Origin of the sequence: Micromonospora sp. NPDC005203 (genome assembly GCF_042872705.1) — a bacterium.
Classification (GTDB): Bacteria; Actinomycetota; Actinomycetes; order Mycobacteriales; family Micromonosporaceae; genus Micromonospora.
Genome location: NZ_JBIAKV010000027.1, coordinates 12,933 through 33,872, shown reverse-complemented (window position 1 = coordinate 33,872; position 20,940 = coordinate 12,933). Strand labels below are relative to the sequence as shown.

Below are 20,940 nucleotides of genomic sequence, written 5' to 3'. Positions count from 1 at the left end.
TTACAAGCACCCTGTTGAGTTCTCAAAGAACAACCACACACCGACCAGAAGCCCCACCTCAGTGGAACCCCAACCGGGGCTTTCCGTACCGTGTCACTTAGCGCTTTCCAGCACCAGGCACTTTTACTACGTTACCCGCCCTTTTCCGCCGTGTCAAACCGGTGTTTCGCGGTTCGTCGTGCTTCATTCGGTAATGCGGGCACCATGTCTCGACCGGCTCGCGCCGCTCTCGTCACGGATTCGGCAGGCCGGCCGCTGCGGTCTCCCGCAAGCTCGCCCGGTGCCCTGCCGGTTGGTAACCATACCCGGTCGGTTTCGCCGCACCAAATCCGCCTCGCGGCGTTTCTGGCGGCACCTCCCGGTCCGGGATCCGGTGGGCAGGCCCGCCGGCCCGAGGCCGTTTGTCCTGCGCTCCGGCCGTCTCAGGCTTTCGCCTGTTTCGTCCGTTCCGCGCTGGCAGAGAGAAAGTTACGCGTCCGGCGGGATGATCGTCAAATCCGCCGGACGCGTCCCCGGTCACATCGTCGACAGTCGACTATTCGCCCAGCTCAACGCCCGCGAACGAGCGCTTGCCGCGACGCAGCACCAGGTATCGCCCGTGCAGCAGGTCGGTCGCCGACACCCCGGCGTCCACCTCGGTCACCCGGTTGTTGTTGACGTAGGCGCCACCCTCGGCGATCACCCGACGGGCCTCCTTGAGCCCACTGACGAGCCCGGAGTCCCGCAACAGCCCGGCGACATCCGGCAACTCGCCGGAGAGACGCACCAGGCCGGCCTCGGTCAACGCCGCACGCAGCGTCTCCGGGGCCAGGTCGTCGAGCGACCCGCGGCCGAAGAGTGCCTGACTGGCGGCGACCGCCTGTCGGGTCTCCTCGGCGCCGTGCACCAGGGTGGTCAGCTCCTCGGCGAGCGCCCGCTGCGCCAGGCGCGCCGCCGGCCGTTCGGCTGTCGCCTTCGCCAGCTCCTCCAACTCGTCACGCGTCCGGAAGCTGAAGTAGCGCAGGTAGCGGTCGACCTCTCGGTCCTCGACGTTGAGCCAGAACTGGTAGAACGCGTACGGGCTGGTCATCGTGGGGTCGAGCCAGACGGCGCCCCCCTCGCTCTTGCCGAACTTCGTACCGTCGGACTTGGTGACCAGCGGCGTGGTGAACGCCTGCACCGGCCCGGCGCCCCGCCGGCGGACGTAGTCGACGCCGGCGGTGATGTTGCCCCACTGGTCGGAGCCACCGAACTGGAGCTGACAGCCGTGCCGGCGGTGCAGCTCGAAGAAGTCGTTGCCCTGCAGCAGCTGGTAGCTGAACTCGGTGAAGCTGATGCCCGTCTCGAGTCGGGCCCGCACCACCTCCCGCGCGAGCATCTTGTTGACCGGGAAGTGCTTGCCCACGTCGCGCAGGAACTCGACGATCGACATCTCGCCGGTCCAGTCCAGGTTGTTGACCAATTCCGCCGCGTTGTCCCCCGCGTACGACACGAACGGCGCGAGCTGTTCGCGGATGCGCTCGACCCAGCCGGCGATCACCTCGGGCGGGTTGAGCGTCCGCTCGGCGCTCTCCTTCGGGTCACCGATCTGCCCGGTGGCCCCGCCGACCAGCAGCAACGGGCGGTGGCCGGCGAGTTGCAGCCGGCGGGCCATGAGGACCTGCATGAGGTTGCCGACATGCAGGCTCGGGGCGGTGGGGTCGAAGCCCACGTAATAGGTGGCGGCCGTCCCCCCGTCGAGCAGCTCACGCAGCTCGTCGAGGCCTGTCGAGTCCTGGATGAGGCCACGCCAGAGCAGGTCGTCGGTCAGGGAGTCCCGCCCGGAGGGCGGGGGGCTGCTGTCGGTCACGGTCACCGATTCTCCCCCATCGCCGGCACCGACCCGTACCGGGTTTGCCGCAACCCGCCCCGGTTAGGCTTGCGCCCCGTTGATCGAGGAGGAATTTGCCGTGGAGATGCCGGATCTGACGGGTGGTTTCGTCGCCCTGCTCGGCCTGACGTTCGAGGAGGCGTCCGCCGACCGGGTGGTCATCAGCTGGCAGGTCCGACCGGAGCTGCACCAGCCGTTCGGCATCCAGCACGGCGGGGTGTACTGCTCGGTGGTGGAGACCGCGGCCAGTGTTGGTGGCTCCCTCTGGCTGGCCGACCGGGGCACGGTGGTCGGCGTGTCGAACCAGACCGACTTCCTGCGGGCCGTCCGGGACGGGAAGCTGACCGCGGTCGGCACCCCCGTGCACCGCGGTCGCAGCCAGCAGCTCTGGCAGGTGGAGATCACCGATGCCGACGAGCGGCTGGTCGCCCGCGGTCAGGTCCGACTCCAGAACCTCTCGCGCGACTGAGCGGCGGCACCCGGACGGTTCAGCTGCGGGCCTCGTCCAGCACCGGCTCCGCCGCCGGGTCGACGTCGGTGTCGGTGTCGGTGTCATCGGGCACCCGGCTGACCCGTACCTCGGTGATCGCCCGGCGGTCGACGCCGGCCACCACCAGCACCCAGCCGTCCAGGGTGACGTCCTCGCCGGCGACGGTGGGAATGTGCCCGAGGCGGGCCAGCACCAGCCCGGCGACCGTGGTGTAGTCGCCGTCCGGGCGCGACGGCAGCTCGACGCCGATGTCCGTGAGGTCGTGCACCGGGAAGGTGCCGGGCAGCAGCAGCGCGCCGTCCGGGTCACGCCGCACCGAGCGCACGTCCCGGTCGGTCTCGTCGTAGATCTCGCCGACGATCTCCTCCAGGATGTCCTCCAGCGTGACGATGCCGTCAACCGCGCCGCGCTCGTCCACCACGAGCGCGATGTGCTGGCGCTCGGCCTTGAACTGGCGCAGCGCGTCCACCACCGGCAGCGAGTCGGGCAGCAGCATCGGGGGGCGGGCGATCTCGTCGACCGGGCGGTCGTCGGGCACCCCCACCAGGTCGCGCAGGTGGATCACGCCGGCCGTGTCGTCCAGGCCGCCGTGGCGCACGACCGGCGCGCGGGAGTGCCCGGTGGCGGCCAGCACGAGCCGCGCGGCCTCCGCGGTGGTCCCGCTGTCGAGCGTGAAGACCTGCAACCGGGGTACGAGGACAGCCCGCAACCGCCGGTCGGCGATCTCCACCGCGCCGGCGATGATGGTGCGTTGTTCCTTGGTGAAGCCGTGGTTGCCGGCGACGATGTCGCGCAGCTCGTCCGGGCCGATCTCCTCCGGCTGGTGTTTCGGGTTGAGCCCGACCAGGCGCACGACCACGTCGCTGGTGGCGCCGAGCGCCCAGACGGCCGGCCGGGTGAGGCTGGCGAGCAGATCGAGGGGGCGGGCCACCAGCAGTGCCCACCGCTCGGCGGACTGCATGGCGATCCGCTTGGGGGCCAGCTCGCCGAAGACCAGGGTGACGAAGGTCAGCGCGAGGGTGACCACCACGATGGCCACTGTCTCGGCGGCGCTGCCGAACATTCCGAGCAGCGGGACGAGCGGCTTGGCCAGCGAGACCGCCGCGGCGGCGGAGGCCAGGAAGCCGGCGAGGGTGATGCCGATCTGGATGGTGGCCAGGAAGCGGTTCGGGTCCTTGGCGAGGCGGGCCAGCACCCGCCCGGCGCGGCTGGTGCGCTCCAGGCGTTGGATCTGACTGTCCCGCAGTGACACCAGCGCCATCTCGCTGCCGGCGAAGAGCGCGTTGATCACGACCAGGACTCCGACCAGGGCCAGTTGGCTCCCGTAGCTCTGCACGCCCGGTTCGCTCCCTCGTGGTGGTGGCACCGGCTGGTACGCGCGGTGCCCGCCGGTCGGCGAGCCCGCCCGGCGTAGGCGTGTGTTTGCCCCGTCCGGTGCCCGCCGAATCCTGCCCCGCTGAGGAGGCTACGCCGATCGGGCGCGGGTGACGCTACGCCGGATCGGCGGCCGGGGTCGCCGGCAGGTCGAGGACGTACGAGTCGCCGTCCGGGCGGAAGCCGAGCCGGTGGTAGTACGGGGCGACCATCCGGGGCGGGCTGACCACCCGACGGAAGCCCCGTTCGGTGAACAGGTGGCTGCGTCGGTAGACGAACTCGCCCGGGGTGAAGTCACGGAACCTGGGGGTCACGTAGTCCAGGTCGATCTGGGCGACGCCGTGCGCCTCGGCGTGCGACAGCACCACGCCCACCACCTCGTCGGCGGTGACCACCAGGAAGGCGGATCGTCCCGACGCGTCCGGGTCCCAGTGCAAGTCGGGGTTGAACCGGGCGATGTCGGCGGCGTGCACCCGCAGCGTGTGCGCGAGGAACTGGTCGTCGACGCCGACCTCCACCACCTGGTAGGTCTGCTCGTCGTGGCGGGTGGCGAGCATTCCGCGCAGGTACCAGATGTTGATGGCCGCGAGCACGACGTTGAGCCCGACCATGGGCCAGACCTCGAGCGCGGCGTTGTAGCCGATCAGCACGACGCTGCCGACGAGGTTGAGCGCGCGCAGCCGCAGGACGCGCGACTGCAACAGGGACCAGACCAGCACCGCGGAGCCGGCCCAGCCGATGAGATCCAACCAGTTCACCCCGCGAGACTAGTGCCCGCCCAGGTCAGGGGCGTCGGCGGGCAGCTCCAACAGCCACTCCTCGACGTCTTCGCCGCGGCCGTTGGCGTACCCCGAGTCCTCGCCGACCACCACGAAGCCGCACTTGCGCAGGACCGCGAGGGACGCGGTGTTGTCCTTGACGGCGCGGGCGTGCACCGGTCGGGGCACCTCGCGCAGCAGCGCGGTCAGGGCCGCGGTGGCGTGCCCCCGTCCCCAGCGTGCCGGGTCGATCCAGTAGCTGACCTCGGTCCTGCCCTCGGCGGGGAAGGCGCTCACGTAGCCCACCACCTCGCCGTCGACCTCGATGGTGCGGACCCGGTTCGCCGGGTTGGTGAGCACCCGGGCCCAGTGCTGGGCGAACTCCCGACGGTCGGACGGGTCCTTGGCGACGAAGGCCGCCATCCGGTTGGCCTCCGGGTCCTGCTGAAACAGGAAGAACTCGACGAGGTCGTCCTCCAGGACCGGGCGCAACCGCAGATCAGAGGTCATCGGACGAGGGTACGCAACGGCGAGCCCGCGCCGCCCGCTCAGTCGCTCACGGCGGCGACCGCCAGCACGGCGGCGAGCAGGGAGCTGCCCACCGACAGCAGGCGACGCCACGGCACCCGCGCGTCGACCACCGGCAGGGCGGACCATCGGGTCACGGCCAGTGCGGCCCCCGCCGCGGACAGGCCGGCGCCGAGCGGCCAGAGCCAGACCGGCACCACCGACCAGTCACCCATGCGGTGCGCCAACCCGAGATAGGCGAACGCCCACACCACCGCCGCCACCAGGGTCACCCGGTCCAACTCGCGGCGGCGCGCGGTGCCGAGCAGGGACAGGCCGCCGAAGAAGGTGAACGCCACCGCGAGGCCGGCGCCGATCCAGACGGACGTCGCCGCAGCCGCCTGCCACGCCTCCTGCTCCGGCACACCGAGGAGCCGCAGCCCGATCGACTCGACGGCCCGGTCGGTGTTGCCGAGCACCACCACCGACCGGCCGGTGGCCCGTTCGAGGCCGACGTAGGACCCGAATCCGCCGGTCGCGCCGTTGTGCCAGACCACCTCGTGGTCACCGTGTCGGGTGGTGAACCAGCCGTACCCGACGTGGGTGTCCGCGTCCCTGCGGAAGCGGGCGGTGGCGGCGTCGGTGCCGGGCGCGGTGCCGGCGAGGGTCGCGGCGGCCAGTCGGCCCAGGTCTTCGGCGGTGGACCAGGCGCCGATGCCGGCCGGGGCATACCCCATTCCCGACCAGGTGTCGATCGGCCGGCCGGCGGCCCGGCCGCCGTGGGCGCGGCCGGCCGGCAGGTCGTCGGCGTGGGTGGCGATCACCGTGGCGTCCATGCCGAGCGGCTGGAGCAGCCGGGTCCGCAGCAGATCGGCGTACGCGACGCCGGCCCTCGCCGCGAGCGCGTGGCCGAGCACGGACGGCCCCAGGTTGGAGTAGTGCACCTCGCCGCGCTCGTCGTCGTCCGGGGTGACCCGGTCGGCGGCGCCACGGATGGCGTCGATGTCCTGCCCGGCGTACGGGTTGCCGCCGGAGACGTTCGACCAGAGGATGCGAGCCCAGCCCAGGATGCCGCCGGGCGCGAGCCGGGGCAGGCCGGCGCGGTGGCTGGCCAACTCGGCCAGGGTGACGTCGCGCGCGGGGCCGGTGACGGTGGGCCAGGTGGTGCCGAGAGGGTCGTCGGGGTGGACGACCCCGGCGGCGGCCTGGTCGGCCAGGAGCATGCCGGTGAGCACCTTGGTGACCGAGCCGATCTCGAACGGGGTGCCGGGCTCGACGGGCCGGCCGGTCGGGTCCCGGTCGCCCAGGCCGGCGGTGCGGATCCGACCGTTCTCGACCAGGGCGACGGCCAGGCCGCGGTGCCCCGACGGGTCGTGCACGGCGGCCCGTGCGGCGGCGATCAGATCGGCGTCCCCGGTGGCCTGCGCGCCGAGGCGGGCCACCCGCGGCATCAGCGCGATCCCGGCGAGGCCGGCGATCAGCGCCACGGCGATGGTGATCGCGGTCGTCCTGCGCATGGTGCTTCTCCCTGCTGTGCTGGCGGTCGGTGCTGTGGGGGCGGTTCAGCGGCCGGCGGCGGTGAGGATGGTGAGCAGCGGCACCACGCGCTCGGCGGGGACGGCCCACCGCCCTCGGCCGACGCTGCGCAGCCAACCGGCGGCGGTGATCTGGCGCAGGTGGTGGTGGAGCTGGCCGGTCGTGCCCAGTTCCTCGATCTCGGCCAGGTCACTGGTGCTCTGGCGACCGTCGAGGATCTCGCGCAGCAGCCGCAGCCGCACCGGGTGGGCCAACGCGGAGAGCGTGGCGGCCAGCTCGGTCCAGTCGGCGGCGAGCACGTCGTCGACGGTGCGGCCGTACTGCCAGTCGTAGTGCTGGCCGGCGACGCGGACGGTGCCGGTGTAGAGGACCGCGCCGGTGCCGTCGGGCGGCAGGCGCTGCTTGAGGCCGTCGAGGGCCCAGAAGGTCCCCTCGGACGCGGCCGGTGCCGTCGGTGCCGGTGTCTGCCGCTCGCTCAGGGCGCTGACCTGCGCTTCCAGGGCGGCCAGCCGCTCTTCCACTGTGCTCATGTGCAAATAATACGTACTAACGTACTTTCGAGCAAACTCTGTCTCCGGCGTCGGCGATCCGTCGCGGGCGCACCGCCACCGAGGCAGCAAGATGAAGGGCAACCGACCGACCCAGGGAGCGCCGTTGAACCGACCCGTCGTGGTGGGCGTGGACGGATCGCCGTCCAGCCTGGTCGCCGCCGAGCACGCGGCCCGCGCCGCACTGCTCCGGTCCCGGCCGCTGCTTCTGCTGCACGGCTACCTGCACCCATTCGGCTACGGCATCCCGCTCAACCCGTACGACATCGGGATGCCGGTGCCGTCCGAGGAGGCGCAGCGGATGTTGGAGACCACGGCGGCCGACCTGACCGACCGCTGGCCCGGTCTGGTCACCGAGGTGCGCCAGATCGCCGGCGGCCCCGGCATCACGCTGATCGAGGAGTCCCGCCAGGCCGAGTTGGTCGTGGTGGGCAGTCGAGGGCTGGGCGGGTTCGCCGGGCTGCTGCTCGGCTCGGTCGGCACGCAGGTGGCCGCGCACGCGCACTGCCCGGTGCTGGTGGTCCGCCCGGACGAGCAGCCGATCCCGGTGGACGGGCCGGTGCTGGTCGGGATCGACGGCTCCGAGTCGTCCCGGCTGGCGACGGGCTGCGGCGCCGACGAGGCAGCGCGGCGGGAGGTGCCGCTGGTGCTGGTGCACGTCGGCCCGGCGGCCGGGGACCGGGCGGCGCCGGAGGCGATCGAGGAGTCGCAGGCCGCGTACCAGGCCGAGGCGGTGCGGCTACTGGCCGACGCGTCCGCCGCGGTACGCGCCGCGCACCCCGACCTGGTGGTGCGGGAGCATCCGGTCCGGGCGGCCGGCCCGGCCCAGGCGCTCATCGAGGCCAGCGCCACGGCGTCGCTGCTGGTCGTGGGCACCCGGGGCCGGGCCGGATTCGCCGGTCTGTTGCTCGGGTCGGTCAGTCAGGCGGTGATCCAGCACGCGCACTGCCCGGTGCTGGTCGCCCACCCGGTCAGCTGACCGGCGCGTCGTCGGATCGGCCGAGCATCTGCAGGAAGTCGGTGGTGAGGGCGAACGGGTCGGCGGGGCCGCTGGTCGGCGGACGGCGCTCGATCTGGTCGGCCAGTTCACCGGCGGCGCGCCGGATCCGACCGCGCAGAGCGCCGTCCGCGGTGCCGTCGGACCAGTCCTCCGGTGCGGCGAAGACCGCGGTCGGGACGACCACCGACCGGAGGTAGGCGAACATCGGGCGGACGGCGTGCTCCAGAGCCAGGGAGTGCCGGGCGGTGCCGCCGGTGGCGCCGATCAGCACCGGCCGGTCGACAAGCGACTCGGAATCCAACACGTCGAAGAACGACTTGAACAACCCGTTGTACGAGGCGCTGAAGATCGGGGTGACGGCGATGAGCCCGTCCGCCCCGGTGACCGAGTCGATGACGTCGCGCAGCGCGGTCGGCGGGAACCCGGTGAGCATGTTGTTGACCACGTCGTGGGCGTACTCCCGCAGGTCGATGACGTGCAGCTCCACCTCGGAGCCGCGCCGGACCAACTCATCGCGGGTGGCCGCGGCGAGCTGGTCGGCGAGCAGCCGGGTCGACGAGGGCTGACTCAGCCCCGCCGAGACCACGGCCAGGGTGCGGCGGGTCATCGGGTCGCCCCCTCCGGTGCCTTGCCCGTCACGTCGTCGACGGCGTGCACGGTGCTGTCCCTGCCGCCGCCCGCGGCGGCGACCAGCGAGGCATGCGTCGGCGCCGCCGGCACGTGCGCGGGACGCAGCGCCTCGAACTCCTTGCGCAGCACCGGCACCACCTCCTCACCCAGCAGGTCGAGCTGCTCCAGCACGGTCTTCAGCGGCAACCCCGCGTGGTCCACCAGGAACAGCTGCCGCTGGTAGTCACCGACGTACTCCCGGAAGCCCAACGTGCGGTCGATGACCTGCTGCGGGCTGCCCACGGTCAGCGGCGTCTCCCGGGTGAACTCCTCCATCGACGGCCCGTGCCCGTAGACCGGGGCGTTGTCGAAGTACGGCCGGAACTCGCGGACCGCGTCCTGCGAGTTGCGGCGCATGAACACCTGGCCACCGAGGCCGACGATGGCCTGGTCGGCGCTGCCGTGGCCGTAGTGCGCGTACCGCTGGCGGTAGAGCGCGACCATCCGCTGGGTGTGCTCCCTGGGCCAGAAGATGTGGTTGGCGAAGAAGCCGTCGCCGTAGTACGCGGCCTGCTCGGCGATCTCCGGGCTGCGGATCGAGCCGTGCCAGACGAACGGGGGCACGCCGTCGAGCGGGCGCGGCGTCGAGGTGAACGACTGCAACGGGGTGCGGTACTTGCCCTTCCAGTCGACCACGTCCTCGCGCCACAGCCGGTGCAGCAGGTCGTAGTTCTCGATCGCGAGGGGGATGCCGGCGCGGATGTCCTTGCCGAACCACGGGTAGACCGGGCCGGTGTTGCCGCGGCCCATCATCAGGTCCACCCGGCCGTCGGACAGGTGCTGGAGCATCGCGTAGTCCTCGGCGATCTTCACCGGGTCATTGGTGGTGATCAGCGTGGTGGCGGTGGACAGCAGCAGCCGCTCGGTGCGCGCCGCGATGTGGCCGAGCATGGTGGTCGGTGACGAGGGCACGAACGGCGGGTTGTGGTGCTCGCCCGCGGCGAAGACGTCCAGACCAACCTCTTCGGCCTTGAGCGCGATGGCGACCATGGCCTTGATCCGCTCATGCTCGGTCGGCTCCCGACCGGTGGTCGGGTCGACCGTGACGTCACCGACGGTGAAGACTCCGAACTGCATGACCAGCTCCTCGCGTGTCAACCGGGTGCCGTCGTGGTACCCGGACGCAGCTCACAACTTATTTGACGACGCAACTATTCCGTGACCGGCCCATCTCGCGGTGGCGCCGGTCACGCCCGATCACGGACACGGCCCGCGTTGAGGGCGCTTATCACCGGCTCAGCCGCCGGCTACCGAGGGGACCACCTGCACCTCGGCACCCTCCTCGACAGGGGTGGCCAGCCCGCCCGAGTGCCGGCAATCCGCACCGTCGACGTAGACGTTGACGTAGCGGCGCAGCTCGCCGCGCTCGTCGCGGATGCGCCGGGCCAGCCGCGGATGCGCGACGGCCAACTCGTCGAGGACCGCCCGCAGCGTCCCGGTGGCGCCGACGCTCAGCCGACTGGCACCGCCGGCCTCGCCCCGCAACGGGCCGGGCAGCAGCACGGTGACCACGCTCAGACCCCCGCGGCCCGGACGCAGAGCACGTCCGGCAGGTGCGCCGCCACCAGGGACCAGGAGTCGCCCTCGTCGCGGCTGGCGTACACCGAGCCGGAGCGGGTGCCGAAGTAGACCCCACCGGGGCTGGCGTCGTCGGCGCACATCGCGTCGCGCAGCACCGCCGGATAGAACGGCCCCTCGGGCAACCCCACCGACAGCGGCTCCCACTTGCCGCCGGCGTCGGCGGAGCGGAACACCCGGCAGCGGTGGTCGGCCGGGAACCGCTCGCTGTCGGCCACCAACGGGAAGGTCCACACCATCCCGCCCCGCCCCGGGTGGGCCACCATCGGGAAGCCGAAGTCGCTGGGCAGCCCGTCGGCGATCGAGGACCAGGTGCGGCCGTCGTCGTCGGAACGGTAGACGCCGTGGTGGTTCTGCGCGTAGAGCCGCTCGGGGTTGCCGGCGTCCCGGGCGACCTTGTGCACGCACTGGCCGAACTCCGGCCACTCGTCCGGCATGAAGTAGGCGCGGATGCCGGTGTTGCCCGGCGCCCAGCTCGCCCCGGCGTCCGCCGAGCGGTAGACCCCGCCGGTGGACATCGCGACCAGCAGCCGGGCCGGGTCACGCGGATGGGGCAGCACGGTGTGCACGGCCTGGCCGCCGAAGCCGGCCTCCCACTGCGGGCGGTGCGGGTGGTCCCAGAGGGAGCGGACCAGCTCGAAGCTGCGGCCTCCGTCGGTGGACCGGAACAGCGCGGACGGCTCGGTGCCGGCCCAGACCACGTCCGGCTGGTCGGGACCGGCCGGCACCAACTGCCAGACCCGCCCGAGGGAGACGCCGGTGTCGGCCGGGAACGCGACCGGCGCCTCGTCCGGCTCGTCCCAGGAGGCGCCGAGGTCGTCGCTGGTGGCGACGCTGGGACCGAAGTGTGAGCTGGTCATCCCGACGAGCAGCCGCGGGGTGGGCCGCCGGGTGTCGACCGCGACCGCGTAGACCCCGGTCATCGGAAAGTGCGGGCCGGTGATCTCCCAACCGCGCCGGTCATCGTCGCTGGTGGCGAGAAACAACCCCTTGGCCGTGCCGATCGCGAGCAGCATCGCCATGATGTCCTCCGAACCGTCAATGAGCAGTTCGGTGATTATGGACACACCCTCCGACACGTTCGCCGGACCCACGCCCGCGGGATCAGCGCCGGGTGCGGGGCACGTGCCGGCGGTACGCGCTGACCGTCGGGTCGCCGTCGAGCCAGAACCGCCACGGCAGGTCGTGCGCGCCGGTCACCCCGACGCGCGGGCCGGCGACCACCGTCTCCGGCGGCACCGGCCGCGTCGGTGGGCGCAACCGGACCGGCCCGCCACCCAGCAGGTACGCGCCGTACGCGCAGCGGTCGATGCCGAGCGTGGCGCAGAGCCGGGCCGGCCCACGGGCGAGGTCCACGTCCCGGCGTACGGCCGGCCTGCGGTCGTGAGCCGTGGCCAGACCGTCGACCACCTCCCCGGCCCGCAGCAGCACCGCGGAAGCCTCCCCCTCGACGCCGGTCACCACGTTCATGCACCAGTGCATGCCGTAGGTGAAGTAGACGTACGCGTGCCCGGCCGGCCCGAACATCACCGCGTTGCGGGGGGTGCGCCCCCGGTGCGCGTGCGAGGCCTGATCCCCGGCCATGCCGGCGTACGCCTCGACCTCGGTGATCCGGACGGTGACGCCGCCCGCGTGCAACTCGCAGCCCAGCAACCCGCGCGCGGCCGGCAGCAGCGGGCCGGCGAGCAGGCCGGCCAACCCTGCCAGGTCGGCGTCGGTGGCGTGGTCACCGGGCGACAGGTCCATGCTTGCGACGGTACCCAGCCGAGCGGCGATCACCACGCACCACCCGCCCCCAACTTCAACATTATGTTGACAATAGTATGTTGAGGGTGTGTGCTCGGGGCATGACGACGAACGACCCGTTCACCGCGCCGCACCCGGCCCACGCCCGTGCCCACCGCACCCACGAGGCGCTCCAGCGGATCAGCGACCGCCACGCCGGCACCGACGCCCAGCGCGGGCGCTGGGCCCACCCGTACGTGTTGGACCCGTGGGAGGCCGTCGCCCTGGTCACCGCGCTGGCCGCCGGCGGCGCCGAGCGGGAACCGGCCGAGGAGCCGATCGACGCCGCCGACCTCACCGCCGCGCTGACCCTGCTGCCGCACGTCCGGGCCGAACTGGACGCCCTGGAGGCCGGACTGCTGACGCTGGCCCGCGACCGAGGGCTGACCTGGCAGGCGATCGCGTACGGGCTGGGCCTGGGCAGCGCGCAGGCGGCCCGGCAGCGCTACGAGCGGGTCGCCGCCCGCTCGGCCGAGCAGAGCGCCTGACGGCCGCGCTGGTCCGCGCCAAGATCGCGCTCATCCGCGCCAAGATCGTGCTGGTCCGCGCCAAGATCGTGCTGGTCCGCGCCAAGGTCGCGCTGGTCCGCGTCAAGGTCGCGCTGGTCCGCGTCAAGATCGCGCTCATCCGCACCAAGATCGTGCTCGATCCAGGATCGAGTGGCATCCCAACGCGGCGGAGGCCACTACATCCTGGATCGAGCACGATTTTGCGGGGCGGGGCGGGGCGGGGCGATGCGGGGCGGGGCGGGGCGGGGCGGGGCGGGGCGGGGCGATGCGGGGCGGGGCGCGTGCCACGGCGGCGGGGCGGGCACACTGTGCGCACGACGAGGAGGTACCCATGGAGCGCACGGAGATGCTGACGTACTGCCTGGCCAAGCCAGGGGCGTGGCTGGACCGGCCGTGGGAGGGCGACGAGGTGGTGAAGGTGGGCAGCCGGATCTTCGCGTTCCTCGGCAGCGGCGACGGAAAGCCGACGGTCGGCATCAAGTGCGGGCCGACCCGGGAGGTGGCCGACGAGTGGCTGCACCGGTATCCCGACGACGCCACGGTGATGGCCTACATCGGCCGGTCCGGGTGGAACACCCTGCGCCTGAACGGCGGGATCGACGACGAGGAGCTGACCGAGGCGGTCGACGCGTCGTACGACATGGTGGTGGCGAAGCTCCCGAAGCGGGAGCGCCCGACGGCCTGAACCGGCCGTGGCGCCGGCGGCACGCGCCGACGCCACGACACGAGGTCTAGCGCGGGACGACCCGCTCGGCGGCCCACTCCCGCCAGGTGGTCAGCCGGTCCGCCGCGGTGGCGAGTTGGTCGGCCACCGGGCCGGGGCCGGTGGAGCCGGGGGTGGTGCGGGCGGCGAGGGCCGAACGGACCGAGAGCACGTCGCGCACCGACGGGTCGAGGTGCTCGCTGATCGCGGTCAGGTCGTCGTCGGAGACGTCGTTGAGCTCGCACTCCCGGGCCGCGCAGAGCGCCACCAGCCGACCGGTGATCTCGTGCGCGTCCCGGAACGGCACGTTGCGCCGGACCAGCCAGTCGGCGACCTCGGTGGCCAGGGAGAAGCCGACCGGGGCGGCGGCGACGAGACGGTCCACCCGGACCGACATCGTGGAGATCATCCCGGCCAGGGCCGGGAGCAGCAGCTCCAGGGTGTCGACGGCGTCGAACGCCGGCTCCTTGTCCTCCTGCATGTCCCGGTCGTAGGTCATCGGCAGGCCCTTGAGCATGGTGAGCACTGTCACCAGGCCGCCGACCAACCGGCCGGACTTGCCGCGGGCCAGCTCGGCGATGTCCGCGTTCTTCTTCTGCGGCATGATCGACGACCCGGTCGCGAACGAGTCGTCCAGCTCCACCCACCCGAACTCGTGCGAGGTCCAGAGCACGACCTCCTCGCCGAGCCGGGACAGGTGCACGCCGATCAGGGCGGTGGTGAACAGGAACTCGGCGACGAAGTCCCGGTCGGCGACCGCGTCCATGGAGTTGGCGAACGACGTCCGGAAGCCCAGCTCCTTGGCCACGGCCACCGGGTCCAGCGGAAGCCCCGAACCAGCGAGGGCGCCCGCGCCGAGCGGGCTGACCGCCGCCCGGTGGTCCCAGTCGCGCAGCCGCTCCAGGTCCCGCAGCAGCGGCTGCACGTGGGCGAGCAGCCAGTGCCCGAACGTGACCGGCTGGGCGTGCTGGAGATGTGTCATGCCGGGTGCGGCCGTGTCGATGTGCCGCTCGGCCTGCTCCACCAGCGCCTCGGCCAGCTCGACGAGCCGGCTGGCCACGCCCCGGGCATGGTCGCGCAGGTAGAGCCGCAGGTCGGTGGCGACCTGGTCGTTGCGGGACCGGCCGGCGCGCAGCTTGCCACCGAGGCTGCCGAGGCGCTCCAGCAGACCGCGCTCCAGCGCGGTGTGCACGTCCTCGTCCTCGATGGTGGGGCGGAACGCCCCGGAGGCGCAGGCGGCCTCCAGGTCGTCCAACGCGGCCAGCATGCGGCCCAGCTCCTCCGGGTCGAGCAGGCCGGCGCCGGCCAGGACCCGGGCGTGCGCCCGGGAACCGGCGATGTCGTACGGGGCCAGGCGCCAGTCGAACTGCACGCTCACCGACAGTCGGGCCAGCGCCTCGGCGGGGCCACCCGCGAAGCGGCCACCCCACAGGCTTGTCCGGTTGGTGGCTGCGCTGTTCTCGGTCAGGCTCTTGTCGTCCACGTCGCCCATCATTGCTCTGCTCGTCTCTCCCTCGCGACTGCGGGGTTCACTCACTGCGTTCGCGCTCGCACGGGTCACTGTCCGCCCCCGCCCAATCGGGCGTCCCGAGCGGCGGCCATCCGGCTCGGCAGCCCCCACAGCTGCACGAAGCCCTTGGCCAGGGACTGGTCGAAGGTGTCTCCGGTGTCGTACGTGGCCATCCCGAAGTCATAGAGGCTCGCCTCGGAGCGCCGGCCGGTCACCGTGGCCCGACCGCCGTGCAGGGTCATCCGCACCTCGCCGCTCACGTGCCGCTGCGCATCGTCGATGAACGCGTCGAGCGAGTCCTTCAACGGCGAGAACCACAGGCCGTCGTACACCAGCTCGCCCCAGCGCTGGTCGACGCCCTTCTTGAACCGGGCCAGGTCCCGCTCCACGGTCACCGCCTCCAACTCCTGGTGGGCGGTGATCAGCGCGATCGCGCCGGGCGCCTCGTAGACCTCGCGGCTCTTGATGCCCACGAGGCGGTCCTCGACCATGTCGAGCCGACCCACGCCCTGGGCGCCGGCGCGCCGGTTCAGCTCCAGGATCGCCTGGTACGGGGTGACCGTCTCACCGTCGATCGCCACCGGCACGCCGCCGTCGAAGGTGATCACGACCTCGTCGGGGTCGCGGTCCTGCGCCGGGTCGGCGGTGTACGCGTACAGGCCCTCGACGGGGGCGTTCCAGATGTCCTCCAGGAAGCCGGTCTCCACCGCGCGACCCCACAGGTTCTGGTCGATCGAGTACGGGGACTTGGCCGACACGTCGATCGGCAGCCCCTTCTCCTCGGCGAAGGCGATCGCCTTGTCCCGCGTCCACGCGAAGTCCCGGGCCGGCGCGATGATCTTCAGGTCGGGGGCGAGCGCGTTCAGCCCCACCTCGAACCGGACCTGGTCGTTGCCCTTACCGGTGCAGCCGTGCGACACGATCGTGCCGCCGTGCGTACGTGCCGCCGCCACCAGATGCTTGACGATCAGGGGTCGGGACAGCGCCGACACCAGCGGGTAGCGGTCCATGTAGAGGGCGTTGGCCCGGATCGCCGGCAGGCAGTAGTCGGCGGCGAACTCGTCGCGCGCGTCGACGACCTCGGACTCGGCGGCGCCGCAGTCCAGGGCGCGCTGCCGGATGGCGTCGAGGTCCTCGCCGCCCTGCCCGACGTCGACCGCAACCGCGATCACGTCGGCGCCGGTCTGCTCGGCCAGGTACGGGATGGCCACGGAGGTGTCCAACCCTCCGGAGTACGCGAGCACGACCCGCTCGGTCATGACGGGAGGTTCCCTTCGGCGGTGTCGTCCCGGCGTGCCCAACCGGCGAGCTTCTCGCCGAGCGCGGCCCCGCCGATGGCCTCGCGGGCCACCACGAGGATGGTGTCGTCGCCGGCGATGGTGCCGACGATCTCGGGCAGACCCGCCCGGTCCAACGCGCTGGCCAGGTACTGGGCCGCGCCCGGCGGGGTCCGCAGCACGGCGATGTTGCCGCTGGAGTCGACCCCGTTGAGCAGCTCGCGCAGCAACCGCACCAGCCGCGCCGGCGCTGCCTCGGCGTCGCGCAACGGTCGCTGGCCGTCCTCCGGGATCAGGTAGACGGCCGGTCCGTCACCGCCGCGCACCTTGACCGCGCCCAACTCCTCCAGGTCCCGCGAGAGGGTGGCCTGGGTGACCACGACACCGTCGGCGGCGAGCAGGTCCGCCAACTCGGTCTGCGACCGGATCGCCCCGTCACGGATCAGCTCCACGATCCGGGCGTGCCGGGCCGCGCGGGTCAACGGCCCGGTCATCGCCGCTCCCCGGTCGCGGCATCGCCGGTCGCGGCACTCGCGGTCCCGTCCAGCAGGAACGCCAGCAACGCCTTCTGCGCGTGCAGCCGGTTCTCCGCCTGGTCGAAGACCGCGCTCTGCGGCCCGTCGAGCACCTCGTCGGTGATCTCCTCACCACGGTGCGCCGGCAGGCAGTGCAGCACGATCGCGTCGGGCGCGGCCTGACCGAGCAGTTCCTTGTTGACCTGGTACGGCAGGAACGGGGTGATCCGGTCCAGCCCGTCGGACTCCTGCCCCATCGACGTCCAGGTGTCGGTGGCCAGCACCTCGGCGTCGCGTACCGCCTCGGCCGGGTCGGTCAGCACCCGCACCGACCCGCCGGTCTCGGCGGCGATGCGGGCCGCCCGGTCCACGACGGCCGGATCGGGCGCGAACCCCGCCGGCCCGGCGATCCGCACGTGCATGCCGGCCAGCGCCCCGGCCAGCAGGTAGGACTGCGCCATGTTGTTCGCGCCGTCGCCCACGTACGTCAGGGTGCGCCCGGCCGTGCCGCCGCACCGCTCCCGGACGGTCAGCAGGTCGGCCAGCAGCTGGCACGGATGGAAGCCGTCGGTGAGCGCGTTGACCACCGGCACGGTGGCACCCGCCGCGACCTCGGCGATCCGCTCGTCGCCGTGGGTCCGCAGCACGATGGCCGCGACGTAGCGGGACAGCACACGTCCCGCGTCCGCCAGGGACTCGCCCCGGCCGAAGTGGGTGACCTGCGTGTCCACGACCAGCGGGTGCCCGCCCAACTCGGCGATCCCGACGTCGAACGAGATCCTGGTCCGCAGACTCTGCTTGTCGAAGAGCACCGCCACCGAACGGGGACCGGCCAGCGGCCGGTGGCCGAAACGGTCCGCCTTCAGCTGCCCGGCCAGGTCGAGGACCGTGGACTGCTCGGCCGGCGAGAGGTCGTCGTCGCGCAGGAAGTGCCGGGTCATGCGGTCGTCCCCGTGGTGGTCGTGGTGGTCGGCGTCGGGATTGTGGAAGATGTCGCCCCCTGGAGGGGCGCCTTCCCTCCACGATCCGCGTTGGTCCCGGCGGCCGCCGGGGCCGTCGCGTCCAGGGCGGCGGGCAGCGCGGCGACGAAGGCGTCCACCTGCGCGGCGGTGAGGATCAGGGGCGGCACCAGCCGGAGCACGCCCGGCTGCACCGGGTTGACCAGGAAACCGGCCTCCCGCAGCGCCTCGGCGAGCACCGACGCCACCGGCGCGGTGAGCGTCACGCCGAGCAGCAGCCCGGCGCCGCGTACGCCGTCGATCAGCGGGTGACCCAGCGCCTCGATGCCGCGACGCAGCCGCTCGCCGACCCGCTTGACGTTGTCGAGCAGGCCCTCGTTGGCGATGGTCGCCACCACCGCGAGCGCCGCCGCGCAGCTGACCGGGTTGCCGCCGAAGGTGGTGCCGTGCGAGCCGGGGGTGAGCAGGTCGGCGGCCCGGCCGAAGGCCAGCGTGGCACCGATGGGCAGCCCGCCACCCAGCCCCTTGGCCAGGGTGATGACGTCCGGCTCCACACCCTCGGCCTGGTGCGCGAACCAGTGCCCGGTACGCCCCACACCGGTCTGCACCTCGTCGAGCACCAGCAGCGCGCCGTGCCGGGCGGTGATCCGCCGGGCCGCGGCGAGATAGCCGGCCGGCGGGACGACGACGCCGTTCTCACCCTGGATCGGCTCCAGGATCAGCATCGCGGTGGCGTCGGAGACGGCCGCCTCCAGGGCGGCCACGTCGCCGTAGTCGACGTGGGTCACCTCGCCGGGCAGCGGCCGGAACGGGTCGGCCTTGGCCGGCTGACCGGTCAACGCGAGCGCGCCCATGGTGCGGCCGTGGAAGCCGCCCCGGGTGGCCACCACGTGCGTGCGGCCGGTGCGCCGGGAGAGCTTGAACGCCGCCTCGTTCGCCTCCGCTCCCGAGTTGGCGAAGAACACCCGGCCCGGCCGGCCGGCGAGCGCCAACAGCAGCTCGGCCAGGGCCACCGGCGGCTCGGCGACGAAGAGGTTGGACACGTGCCCGAGGGTCGCGACCTGCTTCGACACCGCGGCCACCACGGCCGGGTGGGCGTGACCGAGGGCGTTGACCGCGATGCCTCCGACCAGGTCGAGGTATTCGCGGCCGGCGTCGTCGACCACCACGGCACCGGCACCGGAGACCAACGCCAGCGGCGGCGTGCCGTAGTTGTCCATCATGGACTGCTTCCAGCGCTGCGCCAACGTGCTCACGACGCGACCATCCCGTCTCCCGGCACCACCATCGTTCCGAACCCTTCCGAGGTGAACACCTCAAGCAACGTCGAGTGCGCCACCCGACCGTCGACGACGTGCGCGGCGGGCACTCCCCCACGCACCGCCCGCAGGCAGGCCTCCATCTTCGGCACCATCCCCGACTCCAGGCTGGGCAGCAGCTTGGCCAGGTCATCCGCGACGATCTCGGAGACCAGGCTGGTGGTGTCCGGCCAGTCCGCGTACAGGCCGGCCACGTCGGTGAGTACGACCAGCTTGCGGGCCCGCAACGCGATGGCCAGCGCCGCGGCGGCGGTGTCCGCGTTGAGGTTGTGCAGCACCCCGTCCGCGTCCGGCGCCACCGTGGAGATCACCGGAATCCGTCCGGCCTCGATCAGGTCGGTCACCGCCGACACGTCTACCGACTCGACGTCACCGACCTGGCCGACGTCGACCGGCAACCCGTCCACGTACGCCGGGCGGCGCACCGCCGTGAACAGCCGCGCGTCCTCGCCGGAGAGGCCGACCGCGTACGGGCCGTGCGAGTTGATCAGCCCGACCAGCTCGCGGCCCACCTGCCCGACCAGCACCATCCGGACCACGTCCATCGCCTCGGCGGTGGTCACCCGCAGGCCGCCGCGGAACTCACTGGCGATGCCGAGCCGGGCCAGCATGGCGGAGATCTGCGGACCCCCGCCGTGCACCACCACCGGCTTGAGACCGGCGTAGCGCAGGAAGACCATGTCGGCGGCGAACGCCCGCTGCAACTCGGGGTCGGTCATGGCGTTGCCGCCGTACTTCACCACCACCGTCGAGCCGGAGAAGCGCGCCAGCCAGGGCAGCGCCTCGATCAGCGTCTCCGCCTTGACCTGGGCGCGGGTGAGGTCGGTGCTGAGAGTCATGAGGAGTACGCCGAGTTCTCGTGCACGTACGCGTGGGAAAGGTCGTTGGTCCAGATCGTCGCGGCGGACGAGCCGGCGTGCAGGTCGATCCGGATGGTCACGTTGCGCCCGGTCAGGTCGACCTTCGAGCGGTCCTCGGCGGCGGCGCCGCCCCGGCACACCCACACCCCGTTGACCGCCACGTCCACCTCGTCCGGGTCGAAGGCGGCGGCGGTGGTGCCGACCGCGGCGAGGATCCGCCCCCAGTTCGGATCGTTGCCGAACAACGCCGTCTTGACCAGGTTGTTGCGCGCCACGCTGCGGCCCACCTCGACCGCGTCGTCCTCGTCGGCCGCGCCGACCACGTCGATGGCGATCTCCTTGGTGGCGCCCTCGGCGTCGGCCACCAACTGCTGGGCCAGGTCGTGACAGGCCTCGGTCACGGCGGCGGTCAACTCGGCCAGCGTCGGCTCGATGCCGCTCGCACCGCTGGCCAGCAGCAACACCGTGTCGTTCGTGGACATGCAGCCGTCGGAGTCGACCCGGTCGAAGGTGACCCGCGTCGCGGCCCGCAGCGCCTCGTCCAGCGTCGCCGGCCCGGCCACCGCGTCGGTGGTGAGGACGCAGAGCATGGTGGCCATCCCCGGCGCGAGCATCCCGGAGCCCTTGGCCATGCCGCCGACGGTCCAGCCCCCACCGGGGGCCACCGTGGTCTTCGGCCGGGTGTCCGTGGTCATGATCGCCTCGGCGGCGGCCTGGCCGCCGGCCCGGGACAGCCCGCGGATCGCCGCGCGGACGCCCGGCAGCAGCTTGGGCATCGGCAGCCGCTCACCGATCAACCCGGTCGAGCAGACCGCCACGTCGCCAGCACCGAGGATCAGTCGTGGACTCACCGAGGTCAGCGCGGCGGCGGTGTGCTCGGCGGTGGCGTGGGTGTCCTGGAAGCCGCCCGAGCCGGTGCAGGCGTTGGCACCGCCGGAGTTGAGCACGACGGCGCGAACCACGCCGCCCTGCACGACCTGCTGCGTCCAGCGCACCGGCGCGGCCTTGACCCGGTTGGTGGTGAAGACACCTGCCACACCCGCGTCCGGGCCGTCGTTGACCACCAGGGCGACGTCCACGCCACCACTGGCCTTGAGGCCGGCGGCGACCCCGGCCGCCCGGAACCCGCGGGGGACGGTAACGCTCACGGCGCCTGCCTCTCGTTCGTGACTGCGGGGCTCCGCAGCGCTGCGC

At 72.6% G+C, this 20,940-nt stretch carries 22 protein-coding genes; 4 read left to right on the top strand and 18 right to left on the bottom strand.

The window, feature by feature from the left end:
- Positions 1-535: 535 nt before the first annotated feature.
- Complete coding sequence (tyrS, locus tag ACFYPM_RS31735) at positions 536-1,828, bottom strand: tyrosine--tRNA ligase (RefSeq protein ID WP_387204957.1); 1,293 nt, start codon at positions 1,826-1,828, stop codon at positions 536-538.
- Between the two features lie 106 nt (positions 1,829-1,934).
- Here tyrS and ACFYPM_RS31730 point away from each other — a divergent pair, with 106 nt between their 5' ends.
- The gene (locus tag ACFYPM_RS31730) at positions 1,935-2,318 is read left to right on the top strand and encodes a PaaI family thioesterase (RefSeq protein ID WP_357254945.1); all 384 of its coding nucleotides are present in this window, start codon (positions 1,935-1,937) and stop codon (positions 2,316-2,318) included.
- 19 nt (positions 2,319-2,337) lie between these two features.
- Here ACFYPM_RS31730 and ACFYPM_RS31725 read toward each other — a convergent pair whose 3' ends face one another.
- The 5 genes from ACFYPM_RS31725 to ACFYPM_RS31705 form a co-directional block, all read right to left on the bottom strand.
- A complete protein-coding gene (locus ACFYPM_RS31725; RefSeq protein ID WP_387204950.1) occupies positions 2,338-3,675 on the bottom strand; it encodes a hemolysin family protein in 1,338 nt (445 codons plus the stop codon).
- A 154-nt stretch (positions 3,676-3,829) separates the two neighbouring features.
- Positions 3,830-4,471 (bottom strand): hypothetical protein, encoded by a 642-nt coding sequence (locus ACFYPM_RS31720; RefSeq protein ID WP_387204947.1) that lies wholly within the window; start codon positions 4,469-4,471, stop codon positions 3,830-3,832.
- A 9-nt stretch (positions 4,472-4,480) separates the two neighbouring features.
- Complete coding sequence (locus ACFYPM_RS31715; RefSeq protein ID WP_387204945.1) at positions 4,481-4,981, bottom strand: GNAT family N-acetyltransferase; 501 nt, start codon at positions 4,979-4,981, stop codon at positions 4,481-4,483.
- Positions 4,982-5,019: 38 nt separating this feature from the next.
- Positions 5,020-6,495 carry a serine hydrolase domain-containing protein gene (locus ACFYPM_RS31710; protein ID WP_387204942.1) on the bottom strand — a complete coding sequence of 492 codons (1,476 nt, stop codon included), beginning with the start codon at positions 6,493-6,495 and terminating at the stop codon, positions 5,020-5,022.
- Between the two features lie 45 nt (positions 6,496-6,540).
- Complete coding sequence (locus tag ACFYPM_RS31705; RefSeq protein ID WP_387204939.1) at positions 6,541-7,044, bottom strand: ArsR/SmtB family transcription factor; 504 nt, start codon at positions 7,042-7,044, stop codon at positions 6,541-6,543.
- Between the two features lie 124 nt (positions 7,045-7,168).
- On the opposite strand from ACFYPM_RS31705, the gene ACFYPM_RS31700 reads away from it, so the two are divergent.
- Positions 7,169-8,041 carry a universal stress protein gene (locus ACFYPM_RS31700; RefSeq protein ID WP_387204936.1) on the top strand — a complete coding sequence of 291 codons (873 nt, stop codon included), beginning with the start codon at positions 7,169-7,171 and terminating at the stop codon, positions 8,039-8,041.
- Here the strand turns inward: ACFYPM_RS31700 and ACFYPM_RS31695 are convergent.
- The 5 genes from ACFYPM_RS31695 to ACFYPM_RS31675 all read right to left on the bottom strand — a co-directional run bounded on the left by ACFYPM_RS31695 (position 8,034) and on the right by ACFYPM_RS31675 (position 12,055).
- The gene (locus ACFYPM_RS31695) at positions 8,034-8,669 is read right to left on the bottom strand and encodes an FMN reductase (protein ID WP_387204934.1); all 636 of its coding nucleotides are present in this window, start codon (positions 8,667-8,669) and stop codon (positions 8,034-8,036) included. The two genes, ACFYPM_RS31700 and ACFYPM_RS31695, sit on opposite strands and share 8 nt — an antisense overlap.
- Positions 8,666-9,808 (bottom strand): LLM class flavin-dependent oxidoreductase, encoded by a 1,143-nt coding sequence (locus ACFYPM_RS31690; protein WP_387204931.1) that lies wholly within the window; start codon positions 9,806-9,808, stop codon positions 8,666-8,668. Before ACFYPM_RS31690 ends, ACFYPM_RS31695 begins: the two co-directional genes overlap by 4 nt.
- A gap of 159 nt (positions 9,809-9,967) precedes the next feature.
- On the bottom strand, positions 9,968-10,243 hold the full coding sequence (locus ACFYPM_RS31685; protein WP_387204928.1) for a ubiquitin-like small modifier protein 1: 276 nt from the start codon (positions 10,241-10,243) through the stop codon (positions 9,968-9,970).
- A gap of 2 nt (positions 10,244-10,245) precedes the next feature.
- On the bottom strand, positions 10,246-11,376 hold the full coding sequence (locus ACFYPM_RS31680) for a WD40/YVTN/BNR-like repeat-containing protein (RefSeq protein WP_387204925.1): 1,131 nt from the start codon (positions 11,374-11,376) through the stop codon (positions 10,246-10,248).
- A 37-nt stretch (positions 11,377-11,413) separates the two neighbouring features.
- A complete protein-coding gene (locus ACFYPM_RS31675) occupies positions 11,414-12,055 on the bottom strand; it encodes a DNA-3-methyladenine glycosylase (protein WP_387204922.1) in 642 nt (213 codons plus the stop codon).
- Between the two features lie 101 nt (positions 12,056-12,156).
- On the opposite strand from ACFYPM_RS31675, the gene ACFYPM_RS31670 reads away from it, so the two are divergent.
- Complete coding sequence (locus tag ACFYPM_RS31670) at positions 12,157-12,582, top strand: DNA-binding protein (RefSeq protein WP_387204919.1); 426 nt, start codon at positions 12,157-12,159, stop codon at positions 12,580-12,582.
- Positions 12,583-12,934: 352 nt separating this feature from the next.
- A complete protein-coding gene (locus ACFYPM_RS31665) occupies positions 12,935-13,288 on the top strand; it encodes an MmcQ/YjbR family DNA-binding protein (protein ID WP_387204916.1) in 354 nt (117 codons plus the stop codon).
- 46 nt (positions 13,289-13,334) lie between these two features.
- Here the strand turns inward: ACFYPM_RS31665 and argH are convergent, their stop codons facing one another.
- From argH to argJ, 7 genes are all read right to left on the bottom strand, one after another.
- Complete coding sequence (gene argH, locus ACFYPM_RS31660) at positions 13,335-14,798, bottom strand: argininosuccinate lyase (protein ID WP_387204913.1); 1,464 nt, start codon at positions 14,796-14,798, stop codon at positions 13,335-13,337.
- A 65-nt stretch (positions 14,799-14,863) separates the two neighbouring features.
- Positions 14,864-16,075 carry an argininosuccinate synthase gene (locus ACFYPM_RS31655; protein ID WP_387204910.1) on the bottom strand — a complete coding sequence of 404 codons (1,212 nt, stop codon included), beginning with the start codon at positions 16,073-16,075 and terminating at the stop codon, positions 14,864-14,866.
- The gene (locus ACFYPM_RS31650) at positions 16,072-16,587 is read right to left on the bottom strand and encodes an arginine repressor (protein WP_357254903.1); all 516 of its coding nucleotides are present in this window, start codon (positions 16,585-16,587) and stop codon (positions 16,072-16,074) included. Before ACFYPM_RS31650 ends, ACFYPM_RS31655 begins: the two co-directional genes overlap by 4 nt.
- Complete coding sequence (gene argF, locus ACFYPM_RS31645) at positions 16,584-17,549, bottom strand: ornithine carbamoyltransferase (RefSeq protein ID WP_387204907.1); 966 nt, start codon at positions 17,547-17,549, stop codon at positions 16,584-16,586. The genes ACFYPM_RS31650 and argF overlap by 4 nt, the downstream gene beginning before the upstream one ends.
- Positions 17,546-18,823: an acetylornithine transaminase gene (locus tag ACFYPM_RS31640; protein ID WP_387204904.1), complete on the bottom strand. Its 1,278-nt coding sequence runs from the start codon at positions 18,821-18,823 to the stop codon at positions 17,546-17,548. Before ACFYPM_RS31640 ends, argF begins: the two co-directional genes overlap by 4 nt.
- Positions 18,820-19,725: an acetylglutamate kinase gene (argB, locus tag ACFYPM_RS31635; RefSeq protein ID WP_387204901.1), complete on the bottom strand. Its 906-nt coding sequence runs from the start codon at positions 19,723-19,725 to the stop codon at positions 18,820-18,822. Before argB ends, ACFYPM_RS31640 begins: the two co-directional genes overlap by 4 nt.
- Positions 19,722-20,894: a bifunctional glutamate N-acetyltransferase/amino-acid acetyltransferase ArgJ gene (gene argJ / locus ACFYPM_RS31630; protein ID WP_387204898.1), complete on the bottom strand. Its 1,173-nt coding sequence runs from the start codon at positions 20,892-20,894 to the stop codon at positions 19,722-19,724. The genes argB and argJ overlap by 4 nt, the downstream gene beginning before the upstream one ends.
- Positions 20,895-20,940 lie beyond the last annotated feature (46 nt).

Excerpts from the sequence above, each read along its gene's own strand:
- ACFYPM_RS31730 (WP_357254945.1), top strand. The coding sequence starts at position 1,935 with ATGCCGGATCTGACGGGTGGTTTCGTCGCCCTGCTCGGCCTGACGTTC.
- argH (WP_387204913.1), bottom strand. The coding sequence starts at position 14,798 with ATGGGCGACGTGGACGACAAGAGCCTGACCGAGAACAGCGCAGCCACC.
- ACFYPM_RS31690 (WP_387204931.1), bottom strand. The coding sequence starts at position 9,808 with ATGCAGTTCGGAGTCTTCACCGTCGGTGACGTCACGGTCGACCCGACC.
- ACFYPM_RS31715 (WP_387204945.1), bottom strand. The coding sequence starts at position 4,981 with ATGACCTCTGATCTGCGGTTGCGCCCGGTCCTGGAGGACGACCTCGTC.
- ACFYPM_RS31670 (WP_387204919.1), top strand. The coding sequence starts at position 12,157 with ATGACGACGAACGACCCGTTCACCGCGCCGCACCCGGCCCACGCCCGT.
- ACFYPM_RS31705 (WP_387204939.1), bottom strand. The coding sequence starts at position 7,044 with ATGAGCACAGTGGAAGAGCGGCTGGCCGCCCTGGAAGCGCAGGTCAGC.
- argF (WP_387204907.1), bottom strand. The coding sequence starts at position 17,549 with ATGACCCGGCACTTCCTGCGCGACGACGACCTCTCGCCGGCCGAGCAG.
- argB (WP_387204901.1), bottom strand. The coding sequence starts at position 19,725 with ATGACTCTCAGCACCGACCTCACCCGCGCCCAGGTCAAGGCGGAGACG.
- ACFYPM_RS31675 (WP_387204922.1), bottom strand. The coding sequence starts at position 12,055 with ATGGACCTGTCGCCCGGTGACCACGCCACCGACGCCGACCTGGCAGGG.
- ACFYPM_RS31710 (WP_387204942.1), bottom strand. The coding sequence starts at position 6,495 with ATGCGCAGGACGACCGCGATCACCATCGCCGTGGCGCTGATCGCCGGC.
- ACFYPM_RS31655 (WP_387204910.1), bottom strand. The coding sequence starts at position 16,075 with ATGACCGAGCGGGTCGTGCTCGCGTACTCCGGAGGGTTGGACACCTCC.
- ACFYPM_RS31695 (WP_387204934.1), bottom strand. The coding sequence starts at position 8,669 with ATGACCCGCCGCACCCTGGCCGTGGTCTCGGCGGGGCTGAGTCAGCCC.
- ACFYPM_RS31665 (WP_387204916.1), top strand. The coding sequence starts at position 12,935 with ATGGAGCGCACGGAGATGCTGACGTACTGCCTGGCCAAGCCAGGGGCG.
- ACFYPM_RS31650 (WP_357254903.1), bottom strand. The coding sequence starts at position 16,587 with ATGACCGGGCCGTTGACCCGCGCGGCCCGGCACGCCCGGATCGTGGAG.